The organism is Mycolicibacterium vaccae NBRC 14118 = CIP 105934 (assembly GCF_001552715.1).
GTDB lineage: Bacteria > Actinomycetota > Actinomycetes > Mycobacteriales > Mycobacteriaceae > Mycobacterium > Mycobacterium vaccae.
In genome coordinates, this window is the sequence record NZ_BCRS01000338.1 from 1 (window position 1) to 1,425 (window position 1,425).

The 1,425-nt window shown below is 64.8% G+C and carries 1 protein-coding gene; it reads left to right on the top strand.

The features are described from left to right. The first annotated feature begins 134 nt into the window (after window positions 1–134). Window positions 135–1,370, top strand: a complete 1,236-nt coding sequence (locus tag MVA01S_RS29840) for an IS256 family transposase (protein ID WP_003934076.1) — start codon at window positions 135–137, stop codon at window positions 1,368–1,370. Window positions 1,371–1,425: the final 55 nt, after the last annotated feature.

Below are 1,425 nucleotides of genomic sequence, written 5' to 3' on the forward strand. Positions count from 1 at the left end.
GGTTGCGTCCAGCAGAGTGGTGTACTAGTCGGGACCTGATCAGCGGTACCGGCGTGTCGTAGCCGAATGATTGAAGGTCATCGCGTGATTCTTCGAGGGACCGTCCAAAGTCGCTCGAGCAAAGGAACCACGCGATGACCGCTGACCACAATATCGACCTGCCCACCGTGCTGGCCGAACGACTCACCACCACCCATCCCGACGTCCTGCGCGAGCTGCTCGCCACGTTCATCCACACCCTGATGGGTGCTGAGGCCGACGCCTTGTGCGGCGCCGGGTACGGCGAACGCAGCACCGAACGGACCAACCAGCGCAACGGCTACCGGCACCGCCAATTCGACACCCGCGCAGGCAGTCTGGATCTGGCCATCCCCAAGCTGCGACAAGGCTCCTACTTCCCGGACTGGCTGCTGGAACGGCGCAAGCGAGCTGAGCGGGCCCTGACCACCGTGGTCGCCACCTGCTACCTGCTGGGTGTCTCGACACGACGGATGGACAAGCTCGTCGAGACTTTGGGCATCACCGGCCTGTCGAAGTCGCAGGTGTCGGTGATGGCCAAGGAACTCGACGCCGCCGTGGAAGCCTTCCGCACCCGCCCGCTGGACGCCGGCCTGTACACCTTCGTGGCTGCCGACGCTCTGGTGCTCAAGGTCCGCGAGCAGGGACGGGTAGTCAACGTGCACGCCCTGATCGCCGTCGGGGTCAACGCCGAGGGCTATCGCGAGATCCTGGGCATCGACGTCACCACCGCAGAAGACGGTGCCGGCTGGTTGACGTTCTGGCGGTCGCTGACCGCCCGAGGCCTGTCCGGAGTCAAACTGGTCACCAGCGACGCCCACGCTGGACTGGTGGCCGCCGTCGGCGCCACTCTGCCAGGGGCGGCCTGGCAGCGTTGCAGAACCCACTACACGACGAATCTGATGAGCATCACGCCGAAAGCTTCGTGGCCGTGGGTGCGCACCCTGCTGCATTCGGTGTTCGATCAGCCAGATGCTGAATCCGTTGCAGCGCAATACGACCGGATCGTCGATGCCTTGGCCGACAAGCTACCCAAGGTCGCTGACCACCTGGAAGCGGCCCGACCCGACCTGCTGGCGTTCACCGCGTTTCCCAAGCAGATCTGGCGCCAGATCTGGTCGAACAACCCCCAGGAACGGCTCAACAAGGAGATCCGCCGGCGCACCGACGTCGTCGGCATCTTCCCCGACCGCAACGCCCTGATCCGCCTCGTCGGCGCCGTGCTCGCAGAACAACACGATGAATGGGCCGAATCCCGCCGCTACCTCGGCCTCGACGTCCTGAGCAAATCACGCGCCGTCAACGACACCCCGACCGAACAGGAGGCCACCCCCGCGGCACTGACCGCCTAAACCATCACCACGAAGAATCACACGACGACGTCGTACACCACGTCGCTGGACTTGA

Bases quoted from the DNA above. Each gene is read 5' to 3' on its own strand.
- MVA01S_RS29840 (WP_003934076.1), top strand. From the start codon at position 135: ATGACCGCTGACCACAATATCGACCTGCCCACCGTGCTGGCCGAACGA.